Raw genomic sequence first — 20148 nt, forward strand, 5'->3', positions numbered from 1 at the left:
GTCGAACACAGTAGTTAAGCTTCTTAGCGCCGATAGTAGTTGGTGGGAAACTACCTGCGAGGATAGGACGTTGCCACGCAAATTAAAAAGGTTGAACCTCAGGTTCAGCCTTTTTTGTTAGTTATATTTTAATTAGGAAGGAAAAAATAATGACTCAAACAATTACAGCAAACAATATAGAGGCCTTTGTTGCTGAAGAACCGTTAGTTATTTTAGACTTTTGGGCGGACTGGTGTATGCCTTGTAAAATCATGACACCAATGATTCAAGAATTGCATGCAGCTTCTAATGACGCATTTAAGCTTGGGATGGTGGATGTTGAAGATCAACCTGAATTAGCAGAACGATATGATATTCAATCCGTACCAACCTTATTAATTTTTAAAAAAGGGAAGGCAGCTGAAAAAGTAACTGGTGCTTTCCCTAAAGAAAAATTAAAACGGTATTTAGATAAGAAGATAGCAGAATCTAATCATGAAGGCTAAATAAAAGGCGAGACATCCAAATTGGACGTCTCGCCTTTTATTTTGTTAAGCTTAAACAATACGACGGACATAGCGATAAAGTAATAATGCGCTAAATTCGCAGAGTAGGATAAGAACGGCTAATGGGAGGTAAGTGTAACTGCCCATGATACCGACAAGTGGTGATAAGAAGATGCCAAAGACATACATGCCTAATCCTAAAACGGATGAAGCGATACCGGCTTGTTTGCCTTGTCGTTGGAGCGCTAATGAGGTGACAACGGCATTGATAAGACCAAGGGTTGAAACGACTAGGAATAAACCAATCAATGCCAACCAAAGTTTGTTAGGGCCTAAGCCACTGATCAAAATACAGAAACCACCGATGAGCCCCCCAATGAGGCCTAATTTTAGTTGTTCTAATTCGGTGAACCAATTAATCAGAACGGTTGATAATTCTGCCATTAGGATAATCCCAATGCCGTTAATCCCGTAGATGAGACTAAAAGTTGATTTCGAAAGTGAAAAGACGTTTTGTAACATAAAACTAGAACCAGAAATATAACAGAACATTGCGCCGTAAACGAGTCCTTGGATGAGTACGAAACAGATAAAGGGGCGGTCTTTAAAGACTGTTTGAACATTGAGTCGGGTACTGGTTGCCTTTTGATCGGCTGGGGATAACTTGTGCGTTTCTTTAAACCCGAAGATTAACCCGAGTAATAAGAGTAAGCCGGCACCACCGATGAAACCGAAGATACCTTGCCAGGAAGTATAACGCAACAGGAGACTACCAATTAATGGTGAGATAATCGGGAAAATCCCGTTAATGGCCATCAACAATGCGATAAACTTAGTCAGTTGTTTGCCGTTAAAGAGATCCTTGGCAACGGCCCGGGTGACAACTTGGCCAGCAGAACTTGCAAGTCCTTGGATAAATCTAAGTAAAAAGAATAACCAGATATTATGTGTAACAAGTGATAGAAAACAAGCGATAATAGCCAGTGATGTCCCAATCACCAACGGCTTTTTGCGACCGACGCGATCACTCCAGGCCCCCATGAAAATGGGACCAATTGCCAAACCGGCTAAACACATCGTTAAACTGATCTGAATCATGGAAGCGGAAGTGTGAAAATCAGACTCCATAATTGGAAATGCCGGTAAATACATATCGACTAATAATGGACCATAAGCGCTCAAAGAGCCGAGTAGAACGGATAGCCAGATGATCCTTGATTTTGAATAATGCATGAAAACCCTCCTAGATAAGCTGAAAAAAAGTCCAAAAAAATAGCCCGTCATAAACGTAGCTCTCGCAGTACGTATTCGAATAGGTGCTATAAATGTTGCTTCCTTATTAGATTAACATAGATGAGGAAGCATGAGGGGCTCTATGAGCAATTTTTAATCAGATTTGTTGTTTCTATTTAAGTTTAAACAAGTTATGATGGAGATATTGAGAAAAGAATTGAGTGAGGGTTTGTATGAAAATTGCACAAAAAAATAAAATTCTAGAAACCTGCTTAATTGCGGGGCGCATCATGATCGAAAGTGGTTCTGAAATGTACCGAGTTGAAGATACGATGAACCGAATTGCTTATAATGCTGGTATTCAAAAGAGTGTGGTCTTTACGACACCGACTGGCTTATTTATCGGGATTGAAAATCAACCTTATGTGCAATTGGAATCAGTTGCAGTGCGTACGATTAACTTAGAAAAAGTTGAAAATGTCAATACAGCTTCGCGACAGTTTGCGACAAAGGAAATTACGTTAGATCAGTTGAGTACCCGCTTGAAACAAATTGACCAACATACGCCGTATTTTCCATTATGGATTCAAATTATTGCGGCGGCCTTTGTATCAGCGCTATTAATGATTATTTTTTCCGGTGAATATGACTGGGCTGATTTATTACCAGCGGCTTTAGTGGGGGCATTAGGGTATGCCGTTTTCTCTGAAATAAACCGTTTGACTAGCATTCGGTTTATCGGCGAGTTTTTAGGGGCCGTTTCAATTGGCGTGTCAGCTTACTTATTAACGAAGTGGCACCTAGGGGTCGATCTCGATAACATTATTATCGGGGCCGTGATGCCACTTGTGCCTGGTGTGGCAATTACGAATTCAATTCGAGATATGTTGGCCGGACACTTATTATCCGGAATGGTCCGTGGTGTTGAGGCGCTTTTAAGTGCCTTTGCGATTGGGACTGGGATTGCGTTAATCTTTAGATTTTTAATTTAATGAAGGTGGTGTGACGTATGCCATATTGGCTACAATTTATTGTCCAAGCGAGCTTTAGTTATTTTTCAACGGTCGCCTTTGGAATCTGTATTAATTTACCGCGCCGAGCATTAGTTTGGTGTGGGATTGCTGGTATGCTCGGCTGGCAAGTTTACTGGGTGTTGTTCAATCTTGGTAGTGGTCGGATGATGGCTAATTTATTTGGTGCGTTAGCCGTCGGCATTGTCGGGAGTATTTTGGCCCGTTACAAACGCATGCCCGTTATTATTTTCAATATTCCAGGCTTGGTACCATTAGTGCCCGGTGGAACAGCTTATCGGGCGGTTCGAAATCTTGTTTTAGGGAACATCTCACAGGCTGTGACGCAGAGTATTTCAGTCATTATGGTGGCCGGCGCAATTGCAGTTGGCTTTATGTTTGCACAAATTCTAGCGGATATTACAAGAAAAAGAAGTAGTGTGCCAATTTGGCTTTCAAGACACTAAAAAGTATGTTATACTACTGTTATGCGATGAGTCGAGTAAGTCTCGATAGGCAACTATTCTGCGAAAGCAGCTAGGAGACCCAAAGATACAGGATGCCACGATTATTAATTTAATCACTTACCGTATTGTAAGGGTGTTTTCGCCCGCTGTGTTGTGGAGCACATGGTGTTTATTCTTCGGAATACTGTCGAGAAAGATCTTTCCTTTTAGGAAAGGTCTTTTTTTGTGGCTTAAATCGGGTTTTCTGTAAATTTTAGCTTAAAAATTGAAAGAAATAATGTGATTTAATGGCCTTTTGCGAATTATTTCAGAAATTAGGGCTTACTTAATGCAAAAAAAGTAGTTTTCGTTTACAATAAGTAAGTATTGAAAAGGAAATGAGGGATAGAGATGACTATTACATATGTTGTGATCAATATTATCATTATGTTGATCATGTTATTTGTTCTAAATAAGATGGCGCGGATTCACGTTAAATTCAGTCGACGGGTTTTCACGGCATTAGGTGTCGGTATTTTGTTTGGTGCTATTTTACAATTAATTTTTAAAACCGACTCACAAGTAGTGAAACAAACGGCTGATTGGATTGGGATTGTCGGGAATGGTTATGTATCATTCTTGAAGATGATCGTGATGCCATTAGTCATGGTTTCAATCATTCAAGCTATTACCAACTTAGAAACATCTAAGGGCTTGGGGAAAATGGCCGGAATGGTCATTGGTTTATTAGTTTTCACAACGTTAATTGCTGCAACTGTTGGTTCAGTGACGTCAAACGTGTTTGATTTAAATGCCAGTTCAATTCAATCAGGACAAGTTGAAAAGGCACGTTCAAAAGAATTAGAAACAAAATTAGGGGATGTCCAAGAACAAACCGTCCCTGAAAAGATTGTCAGCTTCATTCCAGAAAATCCATTTATGGACATGACTGGTGCGCGGCCAACGTCAACTTTAGGCGTTGTTATTTTCTCAGCGTTCTTGGGGCTAGCTGCCTTACAATTACGCCGGAAGAAACCGGAACAAGCAGAGACGTTTAATAAAATTGTCAATGCCTTTTACGCCGTTATCATGCGAATGGTTACTTTAATCTTGAGAATGACACCGTACGGGGTTTTAGCATTAATGACAACGACGGTGGCCCAAACAGATGTCCAAGGTATCTTGAACTTAGGGAAGTTCGTGATCGCCTCGTACGTCGCTTTAATCATCATGTTTATCGTTCATTTCCTATTGATCACCTTTACGGGCTTAAACCCAATTAATTACATTAAAAAGGTTATTCCAACCTTAATCTTTGCCTTTACCTCACGGACAAGTGCGGGCTCAATTCCAATGAATATTGAAACCCAAACAAAACGTTTAGGGGTCGAAGAAGGCATCGCCAACTTATCAGCTTCATTTGGCGCTTCAATCGGTCAAAACGGCTGTGCTGGTGTTTACCCAGCCATGTTAGCTGTTATGATTGCACCAACGGTTGGGATTAATCCTTGGAGCATCGGCTTCTTGGTTAAATTAATCTTAATCGTGGCTATCAGCTCATTTGGGGTTGCCGGTGTCGGTGGTGGCGCAACATTTGCCGCTTTAATTGTTCTTTCTTCAATGAACTTACCAGTTGGATTAGCCGGTCTTTTAATCTCAATCGAACCATTAATCGATATGGGTCGGACAGCATTGAACGTTAATGGTTCAATGACTGTTGGGGTGTTGACGGCACAATTCTTAGGTAAACTAGATAAGCACAAGTTTAATGACATGACGTTAACAGAAGATTCTGACGATATTGCTTAATTTTAAATTGGAGGGATAACAATGCGAACTATTATTGTAGGTGCAACGGCAGCTGGCACGAGTGCAGCGGCTAAGGCTAAACGAATGAACCCAGAACTAGAAGTTGTAATGTATGAAATGCGGGATTACGTCTCCTTTGGTGCGTGTGGCTTACCATACTTTGTTGGCGAGCATTTTGATAATCCCAACCAAATGATTGCTAGAACGCCTGAAGCCTTTGCTAAACAAGGCATCGACGTGCAATTAGAACATGAAGTCGTTGCGGTTGATTTTGACACACAGATGGTTACTGTTCGTGATTTAAAAACAAAGCAAGCCAAAACAGAACATTACGATCAATTAATGTTAGCGACTGGGGCAACCGCAGTCATGCCACCGTTTGAAAATGGTCAGTTAGATAATATTTATCATTTACGGACGTTGGCTGATGGTGAAGTACTCCGTCAATTAGGCCAAACACCTGAAATTCAATCCGTAACGGTGATTGGTGCTGGCTTTATTGGCTTAGAAATTGCTGAAGAGTTCCATCAATTAGGTAAAAAGGTACGGGTTATTCAATTAGAAGATCGCGTCTTGCCACTTGCATTTGATCCAGAATTAACGGCTATGATGGCCGCTGATTTACGCGATAATGGTATCGAGTTACGATTATCAGAAGCCGTTCAGTCATTTGAAGGGCAATCGAAGGTAACGGGTGTTGTAACTGATAAAGGCCGCTACGCAACAGACTTGGTCGTTGTCGCAGCTGGGATTCGCCCTAATACGCAATTTATTACGGATGATCGGCTTAAAAAACTTAAAAATGGTGCGATTGTCGTCGATCAAACAGGGCGGACATCAATCGAAAATGTTTTCGCAGCAGGCGATAATGCCACGGTAATTAACAGTGTGACCGGCGAGCCCATGTATTCTGCTTTAGCCACTGGTGCTAACAAGTTAGGTCGCGTTGTGGGCGTTAATTTAGCGGGGCAACAAGCGCAATTACCAGGGATGCTAAATTCAGCCGGGGTCAAATTAGTGACCCTTGAAGCTGGACGGACAGGATTAACTTCTGCCGAAGCACAAGCAGCTGGCATTGATTATGATACTGTTTTGATCCACGATAAGAATCATACCGATTATTATCCAGGACAATCAGAACTGACGATTAAATTAGTTTATAAAAAAGCAGATCATGTTTTAATTGGTGGTCAAATTATTGGGCAAAAGGATGCAGTTTTGCGGGTTGATGTACTTGCAACTGCCATTCAAGCGCAAATGACAACTGAGCAATTGGGACTGTTAGACCTCGTCTACGCACCGCCATTTGCAAGAACTTGGGATGCATTAAATGTTGCCGGAAACGTGGCTCATTAGGTGATTTAAGAAAAAGGGATGACAAATTAAATTTTGTTGTCCCTTTTTTAGTACTTTCTAAAAAAGGGTGAAAGCGTGCAAACTTGATTAATGGGGCTAAATTGTGCTAAGATTGCTTTTAGAAATTATTTTTTTTTAAAGATATTTAGGATTTACTTACGAATATTAAAAAATGCCAAATATAAAATCACGATTAGGAGATAAGTTAATGAACAACACGAAGAGTTTAATTGCACTTGGTTCAGGTATCTTAGGAGTTGCTGGGATTAGTTTACTCAGTGCAAGTCAAGCCAACGCCGCAACCGCAACAGTCAATTACTCAGCTGGTGCAACGACAGTTTGGACAAGTCCTGAAACCGGCCAAGCAGCTAAACGATACATTTTTAAAGGGCAATCAGTTAATCTACTCGCTTCACAAAAAGTAGGTGCTGAAACTTGGTATCGGATTGGTAACGGCGAATGGGTGCCAGAACGCTATTTGACGACTGCTAAGGAAACACCTAAGGCACAAACAGATGCTGCTAAAACGATTCGTGTTGCTTTCGCGGATGGTGCCATAACTGTCTGGTCATCACCAACTTATACACAACCTACCGGCCGTTATATGACTTACGGTCAAACTGAAGGCGTTATAAAAACACAAACTGTCTCAGGTGAAGAATGGTACCAATTAGCTAATGGCGGTTGGGTTCCTGCTCGTTTTACAGGTGAAGGTCAATTGAAGAGCACACCTGTTGTTAAACAAGCAGCAACACCAACGCAAACAACACCTACTCAAGCACCAGTTCAATCAACGACTGCTGCTAAGGTAGTGACGCCAGCCGCTGAAACAGTAACCTCAGAAAGGACATCGGTAGCAATACCAGCGCCAGTTGCCTCATCATCAGTTTCAGAAAGTGTTGCTTCAAGTACACCTGTCTCAGAATCAACAGCAGCTCCTGTTGCATCAGAAAGCCAAGCTGAATCTATTTCAGCGCCAGCAGCCTCATCATCTGTCGTTGAAAGTAGTAGTGTAACGTCAGAATCAACAGCGCCGGTTGCTGAAAGTAGTGTGACATCTGAATCAACAGCACCAGCTGTTGAAAGTTCAATTGCACCAGCACAAAGCTCATCTGCATCAGCAGTAGAAGTACCTGCTAAAGAAACGGTTGAATCAGCACCACAAGCGACACCAATTCAAGCAGAATCTGCGACTGTTTCATCAACGACACCTTCAACGCCAGTTGTTGAAAGTAGTACACAACAAACAACACCTAAAGCACCAGCACAACAATCGTCTGTTGCCGAAAGCAAACCAGCTGTTGTTGAAAGTACTAAACCAACAACGCTAACACAAACAACACCTACACCAGCGCCTACAACACCAAAACCTGCAACGCCAGCACCAACAACTGGTAATGCACAAGCTGTTATCAATTTAGCAATGGCTCAAATTGGTAAACCTTATGTTTGGGGTGCTCATGGCCCAAGTAGCTTTGATTGTTCTGGTTTGATGGACTATGTCTTCCAAAATGCAGCCGGTCGGAGTATCGGTGGCTGGACAGTCCCTCAAGAAAGTGCCGGTTATTCTGTTTCATTAAGCAGCTTACAACCTGGAGACTTATTATTCTGGGGTGCACAAGGCAGCTCATACCACGTTGCTTTATATATCGGTGGTGGTCAATACGTCCACGCACCACAACCTGGTGAAAATGTTAAAATTGGTTCAATGCAATATTACACACCAAGCTTTGCTAAACGTGTCTTCTAAACACTTAAAAATTAAAACATCTCACGTTCTGTGGGATGTTTTTTGTGTTTTAGATCAAAATAAGCTATGCTAGGTAGAACATCAAAAAAGGACTGATGAAATGAAAATCGGCGTACAAGCATTTATTAATGAAATTCAAGATCAAACTTATTTAACAGATGAATATGAAATAGCAACACCCAACCCATTTGTGGCGGCTGACTTTTTGGCACAGTTGAAACCCGCTGTCAGTAAGGCTGTTGAAAAACAAGCATTGGCTTCTTTTTCAGCATTGACCACTTATGAAGGCGAACAAGTGAAGGTGACGCTAGAAACGGGCGTTGTGAATTTACCATTACAATACATCAAAAAGGTTAACCAATTTTTAGAATTAGAAGCACAAGCAGAAGTGAATATTTATCTTTATGTCACTTCACCACTAGTGAACCGCTCGGGAATGCGGATTGACCTCATTGGGACTGTTGCTGACTTTGAAGAACAAGCTGATCAAGCATGGGCCAAAGTCGAACAACTATTAACACAAGATTTAGAAGCTGTTGAAGCAGGTGCTAAGTTGGCCAAAGAAGCGCCAGTTGAAGCCTCTAAGGCCCCTGCTAAGAAAAAAGTAACACCTAAGAAGAAAACGGCGGCTAAAAAAACAACCACTAAGAAAAAGGCGACAACCACCAAGAAGAAACCAGCAACAAAGAAAACAACAACTAAAAAGACAGCCGCTAAGAAGACAACGACTAAGAAAAAAAGTGACGCTTAAAGCAAGTATTAAAAAAGGTCTGGGACAAAAGTAAATTTTGTCTCAGACCCTTTTTTAATACTCGAATATTGATGGTCCACTTTTTTAATCTGCTTGTTCAATTGCTTGTTGGATTGGTAAGTCACCATTTACAAATGAATACTTGTGGTGAATTGTTTGTTCTGGCTTTTCAAGAACGGCTTGAATCATTGCTGCAACATCAGCACGGGCAACTTTCCCGCCAGTTGGTTGCATAGTGAATTGCGCTGTACCGGCATCATTGGTTAATGTGCCGGGTCTGAGGATAGTCCAGTCCAAACCAGAGAATTCAAGCCAGTGATCAGCGTAGTATTTAGCGGCATAATAAGGCTTGATGCTTTCTGGCCATTTTGCGCGGTCTTCAACGAAGAGTGCACTGACCATGACATAGCGTTTCACATCCGCGATTTTAGCAGCCGCCATACTTTTAACAGCGCCGTCTAAATCGACTAATAGCGTTTGATCATCACCAGTTTTACCACCGGAACCAGCAGTAAAGACGATGGCGTCATGTTCAGCGAAAAGAGGTGCTAGTTCTTTAGGTTGTTTCGTTAAGTCAAAAGAAACGGGTGTCGCACCTAATGCTGTCATTTCAGTTGCTTGTGCCTCATTGCGAATACCTGCAGAGACGTTGTGACCTGCTGCAACGAGTTTGGGAATTAGTAATTGACCGATGTTACCATGGGCACCAATAACGAATATTTTCATAATAGAGACTCCTTTGCTGATTATCTTAAGATTCATTATAGTAGTTATTATTAGTAAGTGCAAAGTAAAAGACTCGTGTTATAGCACAATTAGTAAAACAATTATAAATCGTTTTTTCTAATGTGATTTATGAGATTTAAATAAGAAATATAGGCGATGCATAGACGTTAAATAAACCTTTTTATATAATTAACATGGTAAAGCTTGCCAACCATTTAATAACCTTCTCATAATCACATAAATATGCTTATTGTAATATAATGAACTGTTATTCAATTTGTGTTATGGTACAGGTATAAGGATTGTGATGTATTTTACAATAACCTAATTTAACAAGCTGTTATTTAATTTTTCTTGAGGAGAGGCGTTTAGAATGACAAACCAATATCGTAGTGTTTTTGATATTATTGGACCGATTATGATTGGACCATCCAGCTCACATACTGCTGGTGCGGTTGCTATCGGACACGTTGCCAATCGGCTTTTCCATGCTCCGATTCAAAAGGTCATTGTGCGTTATTATGAATCTTTTGCACAGACCCATCAAGGTCATGGAACGGATTACGCCATTATTAGTGGCGTTTTGGGATTTGATCCTGCTGATCAACGAGTACCGATGGCGGTTGATTTAGCTCGTCGTCAGGGGATTGAAGTCGAATTCATTGAAGATCCTGGTGATAGTCCAGTCAATCATCCCAATACTGCTGAGTTAACGCTTATTAATTCGCAAAAATCACTAACGAATTGGGGTTGTTCAATCGGGGGTGGGACAATCGAAATTCGGAAGGTCGATTTAAACGGCATTATCTTCCAACCTGATGGGCCACTACCCATTATTTTCGTTGAAGCCGATCAAGAGATTGGGACTGCTTTGGACCACATCTTCAAGGATAATTACCGGGATGCGCGGATTTCGGTTCGTGTACCAGGACGCTTCTTGTATAAATTAGAGTTACTTGATAAGCCATATCCAGAACAAGTTGAACAGGTTCGCGGTATGAGTAAAGATATGATTGTATTATAGAAGGCGGTGAAATGGGATGTACACAAAAATTCATGAGTTAGTTCAAACAGCGCAAGAACGACAACTCCCAATTTCGGAATTAATTATCGAGCAAGAAATCAAGATGAGCCATTCTAGTCGAGAAATTATCTGGGCAACAATGGGGAAGAACTTAGATGTCATGCTTGCTGCGGAAGAAAAAGGGGTAACCGGCGAAGGCGTTCAGTCAGCAACCGGGATTACTGGTGGTGAAGCCGTTTTGATGAAACGGTATCGCGAAAAAGGGCAATCGCTATCAGGTGATATCATGTTGGAAGCCGTTCAAAATGCCATTGCAACAAATGAAGTTAATGCGTCAATGGGGATTATTTGTGCAACACCAACGGCAGGTTCTGCAGGTACTTTACCAGGTATTTTATCGGTGATTACAAAACAGTTATCACTCGATCGTGATGCGCAGATTCGTTTCTTATTTTGTGCGTCTGCTTTTGGGATGGTTGTTGCTAATGATGCGATGATTGCGGGTGCAACAGGTGGTTGCCAAGCAGAAGTCGGAAGTGCCTCAGCAATGGGGGCGGCCGCAGCAGTCGAAGCAGCTGGTGGAACACCACAACAATCTTCAGAAGCTTTTGCAATGGCCATGTCTAATTTATTAGGATTAGTTTGTGATCCCGTCGCAGGGTTAGTTGAAGTGCCATGTGTTAAGCGGAATGTGATTGGGTCCGTCAACGCTTTAACAAGTGCTGATATGGCACTTGCTGGTTTAGTAAGTAAAATTCCAGCTGATGAGGTCATTAGTGCAATGAAGAGTATTGGTGAAAACCTACCTTCAACACTGAGAGAAACTGGCTTAGGCGGTTTAGCAGCAACACCAACTGGGATTGCGCTTAAAATGCAAATTTTTGGTCAAGATATGAGTATTGATAAATAAATAGCTTTGCTATTTTAGGAGGAAATTCGATGCAAAAGAAGCTTTCAAAATCAGCATACGGTGGCATTTCGGGAGAAAAGTATGTCCCGTATGTCAGCCAAGGGAATAAGAAAGTCGGTAATACAGCCATTTTAATTATGGGGAGCTTATTAGCTATTATTTTCGCAGCTTCCACAGCTTATTCAGGAATGAAGGCCGGTTTAACTGTTGCGGCCGGCATTCCAGGTTCAATCATTGGTTCAGGTTTAGTAGGGGCTTTCGCTAAATCAAAAGGGATTTTAGGTAAAAATATCATGCAAGGGATGTCCAGTGGTGGGGAATCAATCGCCAGTGGGATGATTTATGTTTTACCAGCCATCGTTTTAATTGGTGGTCATATCAACTTTATTGAAGGATTAATTGTTGGGATTTTAGCAATTCTCTTTTCAATTGGGACATCTTCATTAGTGCATAACTACTTAGTTGTTGAAGAACATGGTAACTTGGTTTATCCAGAAGCCATGGCGATTTCAGAAGCGCTAGTTGCTTCTGATACTGGTGGCGATTCTTTGAAATACATGGGAATTGGCTTTGGTATCGGTGGCGTTATTACGATGTTAACAACTTCTGTTTTTGGTGTTGTTAACAATATGATGAACTATGTTGGCTCATCATTTTATAAATGGAAATTAGACGTTGAAGTTAACCCCTTACTAGCAGGGATTGGGTTCATTGTTGGGTTAGAAGTCGCATTAACAATGTTTGCGGGTGCTTTATTATCAAACTTTGCCATTGCACCACTTATCGGTTACTTTACTGATATGGCTGGCAACGGCGCTCATGTTTGGAATAACGCAAGCTTAGCTGTTAACCAAATGACAGTTAACGATTTAGCAAGTTCATACGTTAAATATATTGGTGCTGGGATGATGCTTTGTGGTGGTTTAATTGGTGCCATTAAATTAATCCCAACAATTGTCACATCAATCAAGAAGACATTAAACGCTAAAAACACAACAGGTGAAGATAAAAACACACTTGGCATGGTTTCAATTGTACTTGGTGCTGTTGGGATCTTTGTAATTGGTATTATTATTGCCCAAAACTTCATGATGGGGATTGTTGGTGCACTATTAGCTGTTATCTTAAGTTTATTATTTGTTATCGTATCAGCTCGAATTGCCGGTACAATTGGTTGTTCTAACTTACCTGTATCAGGGATGACAATTGCTTCATTAGTGATTATGACGGTTGTCTTCGTCTTATTCGGTTGGACAAGCAATGCGCATACACAAATCTTATTAATGTTTGGGACTTTCGTTGTGACAGCAATCGCTGTTGGTGGTGGCTACATGCAATCACAAAAAGTAACTTATGTTATCGGTGGTTCTAAATCAGAAATGATGAAATACTTCATGATTTCAGCATTTATCGGTGTTGTTGTTGTTATTGGGACAATCAGTATCTTATCACCACAATTTGTCACAGACAGTGCAACACCTGCTTTTGGTTTGCCACAAGCTAACTTAATCGCAACGTTAACATCAGGTATTATGTCTGGTGAATTACCATGGATTATGATTATCGTTGGGGTTGCAATGGCCATTGTATTATACTTCTTAGAATTACCAATTATGACTGTTGCGATTGGTTTTTACTTACCAATTTCAACAACATCAATCATTTTAATTGGTGCTTTAATTAAAGTGTTTATCGATAAAGTTACTGGTGATGAAGCTGTTAAGAATAATCGAATCCAAAGTGGGATTAGTTTATCTTCAGGTTTAATCGCTGGTGGTTCAATTATCGGCTTAATCGGGATTATCCTCCATGTCACAGGTGTTCTAAAAGACCGCGTGATTTCAGGTTTTGCAAGCAGTAACGAAATGGCATTGATTCTCTTAGTTGTCATGATTGTTGCGATTGCAGCACCATTGATGATGATCAAAAAAGGAGGAGATAGCGAAGATGAGGAAGCAAAAGGCTGAAGTTGATTTAAATCAACTAATCTTTGCTAAGGTCCCAGAAGTTAAGTTTCAATTAAAAGCGGGACAGGTAACCATTATTCGTCCTCAGGATCATTGGATTCAACGATTCTTTAGACGGTTACACGTCAGAATTCCAGCTGAATCAAAATTGACGCTGGATGATTATGGTAGTTTCGTATTTAGACACGTTAATGGTCAGCGGAGTGTTTATCAGATTGGCCAAGCACTCGCAGCCGAATATGATGAAACAAACGACTATCTATATGAACGATTACTCGTTTATTTAAATCATTTAGAACAAACTGAACATTTAATCAAACGTGTGACGGATTGAGTTAATTAAAGTTGTGAATCATGATTAAAATAGCTTATAGATAAAGGAGTTTTTCAAATGACAGACAGAATCGAGTTATCCGCATGTACTTCAATGATGGTGGGCAAGAATGCGTCAATTGATGGCTCTACGATGATTTCGCGTAATGAAGATCGCTTTTATGCGATCCACCCTAAACGTTTCTTCGTACAACCAGCAGTGCACAATCGGCACGAAACATATGTTTCTAAATATAATGGGTTAACCATGCCATTACCAGAAGAAGGTTATCGTTATACCTCTACCCCTAATGGTGATTTAAGTGATGGTTTGAATGAAGAAGACGGCATTAACGAAAAAAACGTCGCACTTTCTGCAACGGAAAGTGTCTACGCTAACGAACGGGTTTTAGCATACGATCCGTTGATTAAGAATGGTTTAGCAGAAGACTCAATGTGTTCACTCGTATTACCATACATTAACTCAGCACGTGAAGGGGTTAAATTGATGGGCGATATCGTTACGAAATACGGCTCAGCCGAAGGTAACGGTATTCAATACAGTGATGAAAATGAAGTTTGGTATCAAGAAATCGTAACAGGTCACCACTGGGTAGCCGTTAAGATTCCAGACGACTGTTACGCAGTTGCAGCAAACCAAGTTGCAATTGAAAATATTGATTTTAATGACCCTGATAACTATATGTGGTCAGAGGGCATTCAAGAATTTGTTAGTGGAAATCACTTGAACCCAAGTGAGACAGAATGGAATTTCCGGAAGATTTTTGGAACAGATACGGAAAAAGACCGGCACTATAACACACCACGTGTTTGGTACGCACAACGTTATCTCAATCCAGAAATTAAACAAGAACCAGAATCAAGTGATTTACCATTTATCCGGAAAGCAAATCGCAAATTAAGTGTGGAAGATGTTCAATATGTGTTAAAATCACATTATAACGAAACAGAATACGATCCACTTGGTAATGGGACGGAAGAACAAAAGACGACTTATCGTGCAATTTCGCTTTCACGGACACAAAATTCCCATATTTGTCAGATTAGAAATAATGTGCCTGATGCGGTGAAAGGTGTTCAATGGTTAGGTTTTGGTGTACCGACATTCTGCCCTCACGTGCCTTTCTTTACGAATGCAAATGATACGGATGAAACTTATCGTGAATTGCCAGAAAAGATGACCTTAAAGAATGCTTATTGGTTACATGAAGCATTAGCAATGATTGTTGAATCGCATTATGGTGCGTTTAAACAAGCTGATATCGATTATCAAAAGGCATTATCAGAATGGGCAAGAACTAAGATTGCTGCAACTGATAAAGCAATTGAAAATCAAGCTGACGCAGTGGCCTTTTTGACGGCTCAAAATCATGAGATTGCAACGCATTATAATGAAGCAACAACTGATTTGTTAGCACAGTTAGTCACAGAAGGCACGCAATTGTCTAAGTTGACCTTTGTAATGGATAAGAATCTTTAAGAGAATCGGACTTTTAATTAATTTGTCACACTTCCAAGGGGGGAGTGTGACTTTTTTGATGGAGGTGCTGAGAATGACTGATTTAAAAATGAGTTCCAAGCGAATTGTAATCGCAATGGTTTATGGTTTTTTAGCAGCGGTCAGTGTGAATCTATTCTTGATTCCTGCTAAGACGTATTCAAGTGGTGTGACGGGGGTTGCACAATTATTAACAGCGCTAGTGTCACACCTTGGTGGTTCTTTGAGTGTGGCGGCCTTAGTGTTTATCCTGAATGTGCCGCTGTTAGTATTGGCATGGTTTAAAATCAATCATCAATATGCAATTTTCAGTATTGTTGCGGTTTTTACAAGTGTCATTTTTCTAAAAATCATTCCAGTACCAGTTCAACCCATTCTAACGGAACGCTTTGCGGGTGCTCTGTTTGGTGGGGCATTAATTGGCCTTGGTGTTGGTCTTTGTTTTAGAGCTGGTTTTTCCACTGGGGGAACTGATGTTATTGTGACCCTTGTTGGTCGGTTAACAGGCAAGCGAGTGGGTGCCGTGAACAACGTCATTAACGGCATGATTATCCTCGCTGCTGGTATTTTCTTTGGTTGGGGTGCTGCTTTATATAGTATCGTTGAAATCTTCGTATCGAGCTTATTAATGGACTATATTTACACGCAACAACAAAAGGTGACAGTAACGATTTTTACGAAGCAGCCTGAAGCGTTAAAGAAACGAATGCGCGAATTTATCCATGGTGCGACCGAATTGGATGGGACGGGCTTATATACGAATCAGGAGACATCTGTGATTATGACAGTTGTTTCTAAATATGATTTGACCGCCCTTAAATTAGTGGTGCAAGATGCAGATCCAAATGCGTTTGTTAATATTCAATCGACAATGAATTTATGGGGTCGCTTTGAAAGTAATGAATAAAAAAGAGCCGATTCAACAAGATTAATTGTTGAATCGGCTCTTTTAGGACTATTTTGTTTTAGCGGCTTTCAATTGTTTAAGATTAACAACAATTTTGTTGTTTAATTCCGAAACGTTAGCTTTATCAACTGCGTCGAAATCCGTGATGGTGACTAAAGCTGAGTTTTCATATACCTTTTCGACAGTTCCTGTAAAAGCTGACTCTAGATCTTCGTTGACTTTACCAGTGACAATATCACCGATATTGAGATTTTCTTTATCCATCGTAAAAACTCCTTTAGACATAATAAAATTACCAAATAAGGTGATAATAAACTATGTCACTCTAAATAGCAAGCTCTAACCAAGTAAAAAGAAAATAAATCGGTGACACAATTGCTGATAGCTATTTAATTTATAAAGTAAATAGGCTAGAATAGAGTTATGTTAGCGATTACAAAAGCGGCTGAAAAAGGAGTTATTATGGAACCTTACTTAGTTTTTTCAGATATTGATGGGACATTAGTCATTGATCATCAAATTGTCACACCATTTACGAAGCGGGTTATTCGAGAACTACAGCAACGAGATGTGATATTTTATATTGCCTCTAATGGTGCTGTATTTGAAAATGAGCAAGGAAGTGTTCAACATCATTTAGGCCACGCTGCGCTAAAAGCAGCTTACGAAATCACACAATCAGATCCGCGATTATCAGCCCATTTTTTTACGACTGATGCGGCATATTATACACGTGAAATTCCGCGGTTTGTGGCACGTGATGCGGGGAACCTCACCAGTATGGGGGCCGAAATTGCTTATGACTCAGTCAATGATTTAGATACTTTGCTAGCGATGAGTAATCAGATTATTAATGGTGTTATTGTTGCGAAAGGTGAACCAGCATTACTAGCGTCAGTGAAACAATACCTAGCTGAACAAGATGTGATGAATTTATCATCATCCGGACCGGATAATATCGAATTAATTCCTAAGGGAATCGATAAGGCAACGGCGATTCGCCAAATTCAAACCCTACATGGGATTGATGCAGATCATACCTTTGTTTTTGGGGATGGTCAAAATGATCTTGGCATGTTACAAGCGGCTAAGTATAGTGTTGCAATGGGAAATGCTTTACCAGAAGTAAAAGCAGTCGCTAATTATGTGACGGAGAGTAATGTTAACGATGGTGTCGCTAAGTTTTTACAAAAACATTTTGAATTATCATTATCAGATTCAGAAGTTGGCCTTTAGGGACTTGACCCGCTTTTTATTTTTCGATATACTTATATCACGGTCATCAATTAGCCGTGATTATGCTGTTTTAGCTCAGTAGGTAGAGCATCACCATGGTAAGGTGGGGGTCGTCGGTTCAAATCCGATAAACAGCTTAATAATCATTCGAATTAAAGACTGTTGCTAATGTGCAACGGTCTTTTTTTGTACCAAAAAAGGAAACGCTTAGGCAATCGTTTCCTTAGTGGTTGTAATGTTTTGGTAGTATTGAGGATCGAGGCTAGTAATGAGTGGGCTGAGGGTACCAATTCCCAACAAGGTTAAGTCGTGCATGGCACGCGTCATCAGTGTGTAGAGTAAGTCAACGTCACTTGATTGGCCAAAGGTGGTTGCTGAAATGTCGTAACCAATGACAGCATCGAATTCGAGACCTTTAGCGAGATATAACGGTAATACTAAAACACCTTTTGGCAATGAGCGGGTGGTTTCGGAGATGAGTGTTACCTGATCATCGGGAGTCAGGCTGGCGAAAAGTTGGCGCGCCGTTTGTTGATCCTTGGTTAAAATGGCGATAGTTGCATGCCGTTTTTGTAGGTGGAAAATTTCTTGCGTTAAGGCATTTAAACTAGCTTCCTTAGTGGCTGTGATGACACGAGGGAGCCGTCCATCACGACTAAAGGCTTGCAAGGCTGTTTCTTTAGACAATAAGGCTTTTGCGAAATTCGTGATGGGGGCAGTCGCGCGATAGCTCTTCGTCAAACTAATTTGGTTAGTTTTTAGTTTTGGAAAAGCCGCGCAGAGGCGTTCAATGAAATTACCGGCTTGATAAGTAGCGGTAAAGACGTCCTGCGCGTAATCGCCGAGCACGGTGAATTTAGCGTTCGGGAAAGCATGCTGGAGATAAACGAATTGCGCAATGCTATAATCTTGCATCTCATCGACGAATAAGTATTGAATGCTGTGATTTTGACCACTATCGGTTAATAAATCACGGAGATACAGAATTGGCGCTGCGTCACTTAAACCGACGAGGTGGCGTTCATTATTTTGAGCGACTGTTTCAATCATTGCTTCCCAAACGGCAACCGGAATTATAGCCGGACAAGCTGTCCGTAAGAAGTTTTGATATTCAGTATACACATCCAAAAAGTAATCGTTATAAATAGCATCGTATAAATCGGCAAAATAATTTTGAACAATTTCCCGGGCAATAAATGCTTGTTCTAAATCGCCAGAATCAAATTCGCGATCACCGACGATGGCACGGTAGTCATCATCTGATAAGGTATCAATTTTTTCAGCGACCCAATCAAGGTGCACTTCTAAATTAATTTGGCGTTTGAGTCGTTTAATGAGGGTATTTTTAGTGGCAATAAATTTATCACCGGGACGCATATTATGTGGGAGATCGAGATAAATTTTATTAATTTGCGCTTTTGTGAAGAACGGACGATCTTCAAAGTAGAGGTCATTGAAGGCCAATGGCTGTGTAGAAACCTGTTTAACATAATCCGTAATTTGTTGCATAAAGGGGGCACTTTCTTTAAAGCGGCGTATTGCTTGCGTCATTTCTGGGAAACTCGCTTGGTCTTTTTCAAAACGATCGAAGAGTGTTTCAACTTGAAGCCCCGAGAAACGATGACTTAAAAATTCAGCCATCGTCACTTGGCGCATATTCTTTTCCCCTAAACTAGGCAGCACCTCAGAAATATAGTGACTGAATAAGCGATTAGGTGAAAAAAGGACCATTTGATCGGCTTCTAAGTGACTACGACTGTGATAGAGTAAGAAAGCGATGCGTTGTAAAACAGCGGAGGTTTTACCGCTGCCAGCGACGCCTTGGACAATTAGTAAATCGGCAGTCGTATCACGGATAATATCATTTTGTTCTTTTTGAATTGTTGCAACGATATTTTGCATGTACTCATCACTTTGTTGGCCGAGGACGGCTTGCAGGAGTTCGTCGCCAACTGTTTCGTTTGTATCAAAAAGATGTTCAATTTGACCGTTTTTAATCTTGAACTGTCGTTTTAGTGTTAAATCAACTTTAACGGGGCCATTAGGCGTGTCGTAACTGACGGTTCCTAATGTGCCATTATAGTAAATACTAGCAATGGGTGCTCGCCAATCGTAAACCAAGAATTGGTCTTGCTCGTTGATAAAAGTGGCGGTCCCGATGTAGAGTGATTCTTCCTCACCGTCTTCATTGATATCAATCCGACCAAAATAAGGAGAGTCGACTAAATCCGTTAGCCGTTTTTGTTGTGACGTTAGGAGTTTTTCGTTTTCAACGGCCGCTGCGACTAGTTGTTTTTGCTGTTGGACGGCGGCATTGGTTTCCATCCGGTCATCGACCTCCGTAATATTGACCTTGGTAGTATCACCATAACGTTGTTCAATATCTTTAGTTTCATTATAGGCATTGTCCAATTGCTGGTTGATAACCGTTAGCCGTTGATTGACTTGGTCAACCGTTAAATCAACACGGGCTTGTTCTTGTTGTTGCGTATCTTCTTGTAGCATGGCGACCTCCAGATGTTAGTTATTATATTATAGTCGTGTTATTAGAAAAAAGCGACCGTTTGACATTCATTTTAAAATCCGTTAGTATGACAGTAATTCAACAAACAGAGTGAAGGATAAGTAGCAACTTTAACTTTTTGTACAGGAAGCGGCGGTACTGAGAAGTCGTCAAAAGCAAGTTGTGAATGGGCCTTTAATCGGG

At 40.7% G+C, this 20148-nt stretch carries 18 protein-coding genes, 1 tRNA gene and 1 rRNA gene; 16 read left to right on the top strand and 4 right to left on the bottom strand.

Annotation, left to right across the window (positions count from 1 at the left end; genetic code table 11):
- Together rrf and trxA are read left to right on the top strand one after the other, a co-directional pair.
- Nucleotides 1-79: ribosomal RNA gene (gene rrf, locus NDN60_RS09350) — 5S ribosomal RNA — on the top strand; the annotation flags it as partial.
- A gap of 70 nt (nucleotides 80-149) precedes the next feature.
- A complete protein-coding gene (gene trxA, locus NDN60_RS02550; protein WP_056947734.1) occupies nucleotides 150-485 on the top strand; it encodes a thioredoxin in 336 nt (111 codons plus the stop codon).
- Nucleotides 486-536: 51 nt separating this feature from the next.
- On the opposite strand, the gene NDN60_RS02555 is transcribed toward trxA, so the two are convergent.
- A complete protein-coding gene (locus tag NDN60_RS02555) occupies nucleotides 537-1718 on the bottom strand; it encodes a multidrug effflux MFS transporter (RefSeq protein WP_056947736.1) in 1182 nt (393 codons plus the stop codon).
- 233 nt (nucleotides 1719-1951) lie between these two features.
- Here NDN60_RS02555 and NDN60_RS02560 point away from each other — a divergent pair, with 233 nt between their 5' ends.
- The 6 genes from NDN60_RS02560 (at nucleotide 1952) to NDN60_RS02585 (ending at nucleotide 8840) form a co-directional block, all read left to right on the top strand.
- The gene (locus NDN60_RS02560; protein WP_011374019.1) at nucleotides 1952-2710 is read left to right on the top strand and encodes a threonine/serine exporter family protein; all 759 of its coding nucleotides are present in this window, start codon (nucleotides 1952-1954) and stop codon (nucleotides 2708-2710) included.
- Nucleotides 2711-2727: 17 nt separating this feature from the next.
- Nucleotides 2728-3195, top strand: a complete 468-nt coding sequence (locus NDN60_RS02565; protein ID WP_056947738.1) for a threonine/serine exporter family protein — start codon at nucleotides 2728-2730, stop codon at nucleotides 3193-3195.
- Nucleotides 3196-3585: 390 nt separating this feature from the next.
- On the top strand, nucleotides 3586-4983 hold the full coding sequence (locus NDN60_RS02570) for an L-cystine transporter (RefSeq protein WP_056947740.1): 1398 nt from the start codon (nucleotides 3586-3588) through the stop codon (nucleotides 4981-4983).
- 21 nt (nucleotides 4984-5004) lie between these two features.
- Nucleotides 5005-6339: a CoA-disulfide reductase gene (locus NDN60_RS02575; protein ID WP_056947743.1), complete on the top strand. Its 1335-nt coding sequence runs from the start codon at nucleotides 5005-5007 to the stop codon at nucleotides 6337-6339.
- A 208-nt stretch (nucleotides 6340-6547) separates the two neighbouring features.
- Nucleotides 6548-8089, top strand: coding sequence for a C40 family peptidase (locus tag NDN60_RS02580; protein ID WP_099947614.1), 1542 nt, complete (start codon nucleotides 6548-6550; stop codon nucleotides 8087-8089).
- A 100-nt stretch (nucleotides 8090-8189) separates the two neighbouring features.
- Nucleotides 8190-8840: a hypothetical protein gene (locus NDN60_RS02585; RefSeq protein WP_056947747.1), complete on the top strand. Its 651-nt coding sequence runs from the start codon at nucleotides 8190-8192 to the stop codon at nucleotides 8838-8840.
- 84 nt (nucleotides 8841-8924) lie between these two features.
- Here the strand turns inward: NDN60_RS02585 and NDN60_RS02590 are convergent, their stop codons facing one another.
- Nucleotides 8925-9566 (bottom strand): SDR family oxidoreductase, encoded by a 642-nt coding sequence (locus NDN60_RS02590; protein ID WP_056947748.1) that lies wholly within the window; start codon nucleotides 9564-9566, stop codon nucleotides 8925-8927.
- A gap of 373 nt (nucleotides 9567-9939) precedes the next feature.
- Between NDN60_RS02590 and sdaAB the strand changes: the two genes are divergently transcribed.
- From sdaAB to NDN60_RS02620, 6 genes are all read left to right on the top strand, one after another.
- On the top strand, nucleotides 9940-10590 hold the full coding sequence (gene sdaAB, locus NDN60_RS02595) for an L-serine ammonia-lyase, iron-sulfur-dependent subunit beta (protein ID WP_056947750.1): 651 nt from the start codon (nucleotides 9940-9942) through the stop codon (nucleotides 10588-10590).
- Nucleotides 10591-10606: 16 nt separating this feature from the next.
- Complete coding sequence (sdaAA, locus tag NDN60_RS02600) at nucleotides 10607-11500, top strand: L-serine ammonia-lyase, iron-sulfur-dependent, subunit alpha (protein ID WP_011374027.1); 894 nt, start codon at nucleotides 10607-10609, stop codon at nucleotides 11498-11500.
- Between the two features lie 29 nt (nucleotides 11501-11529).
- Nucleotides 11530-13467 (top strand): OPT family oligopeptide transporter, encoded by a 1938-nt coding sequence (locus tag NDN60_RS02605; RefSeq protein ID WP_056947752.1) that lies wholly within the window; start codon nucleotides 11530-11532, stop codon nucleotides 13465-13467.
- The gene (locus NDN60_RS02610; protein WP_011374029.1) at nucleotides 13448-13801 is read left to right on the top strand and encodes a PqqD family protein; all 354 of its coding nucleotides are present in this window, start codon (nucleotides 13448-13450) and stop codon (nucleotides 13799-13801) included. The genes NDN60_RS02605 and NDN60_RS02610 overlap by 20 nt, the downstream gene beginning before the upstream one ends.
- Before the next feature lie 57 nt (nucleotides 13802-13858).
- Entirely contained in the window at nucleotides 13859-15280 is a 1422-nt protein-coding gene (locus NDN60_RS02615; RefSeq protein ID WP_056947754.1) for a C69 family dipeptidase, read from the top strand.
- Nucleotides 15281-15353: 73 nt separating this feature from the next.
- On the top strand, nucleotides 15354-16205 hold the full coding sequence (locus NDN60_RS02620) for a YitT family protein (RefSeq protein WP_056947760.1): 852 nt from the start codon (nucleotides 15354-15356) through the stop codon (nucleotides 16203-16205).
- 48 nt (nucleotides 16206-16253) lie between these two features.
- Here NDN60_RS02620 and NDN60_RS02625 read toward each other — a convergent pair whose 3' ends face one another.
- Nucleotides 16254-16469: a DUF2187 family protein gene (locus tag NDN60_RS02625; RefSeq protein ID WP_011374032.1), complete on the bottom strand. Its 216-nt coding sequence runs from the start codon at nucleotides 16467-16469 to the stop codon at nucleotides 16254-16256.
- Between the two features lie 159 nt (nucleotides 16470-16628).
- Between NDN60_RS02625 and NDN60_RS02630 the strand changes: the two genes are divergently transcribed.
- Both NDN60_RS02630 and NDN60_RS02635 read left to right on the top strand, forming a co-directional pair.
- A complete protein-coding gene (locus NDN60_RS02630; RefSeq protein ID WP_231953184.1) occupies nucleotides 16629-17441 on the top strand; it encodes an HAD family hydrolase in 813 nt (270 codons plus the stop codon).
- Between the two features lie 64 nt (nucleotides 17442-17505).
- Nucleotides 17506-17578: transfer RNA gene (locus NDN60_RS02635), tRNA-Thr, on the top strand.
- A gap of 70 nt (nucleotides 17579-17648) precedes the next feature.
- Here NDN60_RS02635 and helD read toward each other — a convergent pair.
- Nucleotides 17649-19946, bottom strand: coding sequence for an RNA polymerase recycling motor HelD (gene helD / locus NDN60_RS02640; protein ID WP_056947762.1), 2298 nt, complete (start codon nucleotides 19944-19946; stop codon nucleotides 17649-17651).
- Nucleotides 19947-20148 lie beyond the last annotated feature (202 nt).

Origin of the sequence: Latilactobacillus sp. (assembly GCF_033176295.1) — a bacterium.
In the GTDB taxonomy this organism is placed as follows: Bacteria; Bacillota; Bacilli; order Lactobacillales; family Lactobacillaceae; genus Latilactobacillus; species Latilactobacillus sakei.